The sequence below is a fragment of the Methylophaga sp. UBA4204 genome, assembly GCF_002379485.1.
Classification (GTDB): domain Bacteria; phylum Pseudomonadota; class Gammaproteobacteria; order Nitrosococcales; family Methylophagaceae; genus Methylophaga.
The window spans coordinates 894-5,083 of sequence record NZ_DFTU01000006.1 but is presented as its reverse complement, the minus strand read 5'-3'; the positions used below and the strand labels follow the sequence as shown (position 1 = coordinate 5,083).

Annotated in this window: 7 protein-coding genes and 1 pseudogene; 7 read left to right on the top strand and 1 reads right to left on the bottom strand. The window is 43.9% G+C overall.

Translation table 11 applies throughout. The annotated features are described in order from the left end of the window. The 5 genes and pseudogenes from B3182_RS00765 to B3182_RS00745 all read left to right on the top strand — a co-directional run. Positions 1-321 (top strand): annotated as a pseudogene (locus B3182_RS00765) (hypothetical protein); the annotation flags it as partial. Positions 322-432: 111 nt separating this feature from the next. Further along, positions 433-678, top strand: a complete 246-nt coding sequence (locus B3182_RS00760) for a DUF6868 family protein (RefSeq protein WP_292358052.1) — start codon at positions 433-435, stop codon at positions 676-678. Positions 679-846: 168 nt separating this feature from the next. After that, positions 847-1,260, top strand: a complete 414-nt coding sequence (rnk, locus tag B3182_RS00755) for a nucleoside diphosphate kinase regulator (RefSeq protein ID WP_292358051.1) — start codon at positions 847-849, stop codon at positions 1,258-1,260. 28 nt (positions 1,261-1,288) lie between these two features. Beyond that, entirely contained in the window at positions 1,289-2,335 is a 1,047-nt protein-coding gene (locus B3182_RS00750; RefSeq protein ID WP_292358050.1) for an META domain-containing protein, read from the top strand. A 2-nt stretch (positions 2,336-2,337) separates the two neighbouring features. Next, on the top strand, positions 2,338-2,577 hold the full coding sequence (locus B3182_RS00745; RefSeq protein WP_292358049.1) for a DUF2007 domain-containing protein: 240 nt from the start codon (positions 2,338-2,340) through the stop codon (positions 2,575-2,577). On the opposite strand, the gene ribF is transcribed toward B3182_RS00745, so the two are convergent. Further along, positions 2,574-3,509: a bifunctional riboflavin kinase/FAD synthetase gene (ribF, locus tag B3182_RS00740; protein ID WP_292358048.1), complete on the bottom strand. Its 936-nt coding sequence runs from the start codon at positions 3,507-3,509 to the stop codon at positions 2,574-2,576. The two genes, B3182_RS00745 and ribF, sit on opposite strands and share 4 nt — an antisense overlap. A 124-nt stretch (positions 3,510-3,633) precedes the next feature. On the opposite strand from ribF, the gene B3182_RS00735 reads away from it, so the two are divergent. Further along, positions 3,634-3,879 (top strand): exodeoxyribonuclease VII small subunit, encoded by a 246-nt coding sequence (locus B3182_RS00735; RefSeq protein ID WP_292358047.1) that lies wholly within the window; start codon positions 3,634-3,636, stop codon positions 3,877-3,879. 26 nt (positions 3,880-3,905) lie between these two features. Beyond that, positions 3,906-4,190 (top strand): polyprenyl synthetase family protein (locus B3182_RS00730; RefSeq protein WP_292751146.1); only part of this gene is annotated, 285 nt, incomplete at its 3' end.

Sequence of the window (4,190 nt, the reverse complement as noted above, 5' to 3'; positions counted from 1 at the left end):
GGCGGGAATATCCTGATAAAAAAACAAGCCGGGGATAAACTGGGCTTTACGCTTATCGATATCAACAGGGCGCGTTTTTTCAACCGTAATGCGACATTATCCGAGCGTTTGTCGGATCTCACGCGGATTTGCAACAAACTACACTGGTCAGGGCGGGAAAAACTGGTTGGACATTATCTTCAACATACCAAGTATAAATTGCCGTTTAACTTCCGTTGCCGTTTACCGTTTTACCTTTATGATTTTAAAGTTAAATTCAAACGTCGCTATGGACGCAAGGCTATTAAACGCCTGTTCACTAAACTGCGTGGCAACCATTAAAAGCCGGGGACTTTTATTCAGTAACAACTCGGCGTAGATTGAGGTCTGTTGATCATTAACGATAAATAGATCAACAAGCCCTAGAGTTCTGCTAATTAAGGAGAACCTGCAATGACGCTGGAAAATGTTACTTTTGTTCTCGGCTGGACCACATTTCTAAACTATCTGGCATTGATATTCTGGTTTACGCTTTATGCTGTAGGCAGTGACAGAATTTACCGGTTACATAGTCGTTGGTTCGTCATGACTCGAGAGCAATTTTCACAACTGCATTATCTAGGCATGATGGTTTATAAATTAGCCATTTTTTTGTTTTTGCTGGCACCTTATATTAGCTTGAAATTTGTGCCATCATAAGCTCGCCTGTTACGGGCTGTTGATGGTTCAACTTCAACAGCGGTGGTGACTCTGCAAGAGCAACAGGCCCAGATAACCAATTATTTTCCCCAACTTCATCTCAACTGATGCCGTCAAAACATGCCGGTAGCTTTTGTGCGTGAATAAACTTGTTTAATGGAGTTTATTGTGAATTCACAACCTGACATTATTATTTCTGAACTTGATTACAGCCGTATCGACAATTTATTGCGGGCTACACCAGGCATTGCGACAAATATCAAATCAGCATTGTTAACCGAACTCGAGCGTGCAGAGCTGGTTGCTCCAGAACAGATTCCGGCAAATGTGGTGACAATGAATTCTCAGGTAAAATTTTCAGTTATCTCTACCGGGGTAACTTTTACGCTGAAATTGGTCTATCCAAAAGATATGGATGACTCTGGTAACACCATCTCAATTTTAGCGCCGGTCGGCAGTGCCATGCTGGGATTGAAAGAAGGCGATGAAATTGACTGGCAGGATGGTCAGGGTGGAATGTTACAAGTCAGAATTGAAACCATAGAATATCAACCAGAGCGTGCAGGTGAATATCACCGATAACTCTGATCAAATGCATCTGGAGTTTACTATGTTTAAAAAGTGGCTGGCCCTGCTGTTGATTTTGTTTTTCAGTGCTTGCAGTACTGAAGAAGCTGATGAACGTCACGTGATTATTGACGATTTTCCGGCCAGCTACAGCGGCACTTTGCCCTGTGCTGATTGCCCGGGTATTGATTATCGTCTCAATTTATTCGCAGATAAAAGCTATTATCTGCAAATGCATTATCAGGATTCAGGCGAAAATTCGACCTTTTATCAACTGGGGCAATGGCAGCAAAATTCGGATCAGTTGAGGCTGCTTTCGGACGATCCACAGCAAACAGCTTTCCAGATTGAAAAAGATGGCAACATTCGTCTTATGGATCAGGAGTATGTTTTGATTAACAGCCCTTTGAATTATGAACTTCAACGGGACAATGACTTTTACGCGGTCTATCCGAACATGCAGTTTCACGGTATGTACAACTATATGGCAGATAGCGGAGTCTTTAAGGAATGCCTTACCGGTCAGCGTTGGTTTGTCGCCCAGGAAGCGGATAACGCAGCACTTGAATCGCTGTATCTGGAATATATTGAAGCGCCTAATCAACCAATATTAGTTGAAGTAACCGGTTACCTTGAACCAAGAGCCAACAGCGATACTGGAATATTGCATCCAACGTTGATTGTCACAAAGGCCGATGATATATGGCCTGGAGAAACCTGCGGTCAATTAGGCTTCAATGAAAGTTTGCTGAATACATACTGGAAACTGACCCGATTGAATGATGAGCCCGTTGACGTTTATCAGGATCAGCGTGAACCCTCGCTTATTTTAGCCACTGAAGAGAATCGTCTATCGGGATCGGATGGCTGTAATCGAATCATGGGGACTTATCAACTTCGTGAAGACAAGCTGAAATTCAGTCGTATTGCCAGCACGATGATGGCGTGCCCTCAAGGTATGGAAACGGCTCAGGAAGTTCATTTTATGCTCGAAAAAGTGCGTTATTGGCAAATTGAAGGACAACATCTTGAGCTGGCTGATGTGGAAGGTAATGTGATGGCTCGATTTGAAGCAGTACATCTGCAATAACCATGAAGTTAATCTTTCGCGGATCGAATATTCTAGAAGCCCATATTGTTGCAGGCTTGCTGGATGCGCATGGCATAGAATCACATGTTGCAGGACATTATCTGCAAGGCGCGGTAGGCGACTTACCTGCTACTGATTTCGCCCATGTATTGGTAAATAATGACGATGTCGAAGCAGCAGAAAAACTGATTCGGGATTATGACGCCGGTAAATTTGCCAGTGGTGAAGACGATGGATCTTAATTAGGCTGAAAAAAGCTTTTAGCCTGCGCAGAATCGATATGGATCTGTTCAATCAGCTGTTCCAAACTGGCAAATTTCTGTTCTTCACGCAGTTTTTTCAGAAAATAAACCTGTACGTGCTCACCATAAATATCACGTTTAAAATCAAAAAGATGCACTTCAAGTAGTGCCTTATCGCTACCTGAAATAGTGGGTCTGACACCAATATTGGCCACACCATTTACCGGCTCTTCATCAATGCCATAAAGTTGTACCGCATAAACACCGTTTAACGGTACTTTTGCTCGATGCAAATGAATATTGGCTGTCGGATACCCCATTTTACGTCCACGTTTATCACCATGCGCGACTCTGCCACTCATCCGGTAAGGACGACCTAATAACTTCTCAGCCACTGCCAAGTCACCGTCCTGCAACGCTTCGCGAATTCTTGTACTACTAACTCGCATGTCATCAATGGCGAAAGTATGCATGTTAACAACCTGAAAACCCTGCTGTTTCCCTACTTGTTGCAATAAGGCAAAGTCACCCTGTCGATCTTTACCAAAACGAAAATCATCACCAACAACCAGGTAACGAACATTCAGGCCTTCAACCAATAATTTCTGGATAAAGGTTTCGGCCTGCATTTCAGCTAATTGACGATTAAACCGCAACACACAAAGTTTCTGGATTGAGTAAGCTCGTAGCGCCTCAACCTTTTCACGAAACCGCGATAATCTGGCCGGTGCTTTTTCCGGCACAAAATATTCAAACGGTTGCGGTTCAAAGGTGATGACCACCGCGGGCAAATTAAGCATATCCGCTTTCATTGCCAATTGCGTCAGTACAGCCTGGTGCCCCAGATGTACACCATCAAAGTTACCAATCGTCGCCACGCATCCTTGTGCAGGATCGGGCAAATTGTATAAGCCGCGGATGATTTTCGGCATGAATAGTTCAGTGTAAAAGGAAAACACAACAGACTAACGGGAAATTAGCAAACATTCCAGCGGGCATGTAAGCTTCGATTAACTTATAATGTGTCGTTAACGCGAGATTTGTACAGAGGCCAATATGGTGGCAAAACGCAAAAAACTTGAATATGAAGCGGCAGTCAGTGAGCTTGAATCACTGGTAGAACGCTTGGAAAAAGGCGATATCAGCCTTGAAGAATCATTAAAACTTTATGAACGCGGCGTATTACTTACCCGTGATTGTCAGGAAGCATTACAAGCTGCCGAGCAAAAAGTACAAATGTTATTACAGCAATCCGGCCAGTCTGCTTTAGTGGATTTTGATCCAGACTCCGAGGCATCGTGACAAAAACGTTTTCGCTTTCTGACTGGATGTCTTCGCACCAGCAACGCATCAGCCTGGCTTTGCAACAACGATTACCCAATCAAAACGTTATAGCCGCTGCACGGTTATCTGAAGCCATGCACTATGCAACGTTGAACGGAGGGAAACGTTTGCGGGCCATGTTGGTTTATGCAACAGGTGAGGCATTTAATGCCAATACTGATGCCCTGGACTCAGCGGCCTGCGCCGTTGAGATGATTCATGCCTATTCCCTGGTTCATGATGATATGCCAATGATGGATGATGATGATTTGCGTCGCGGTAAACCCACT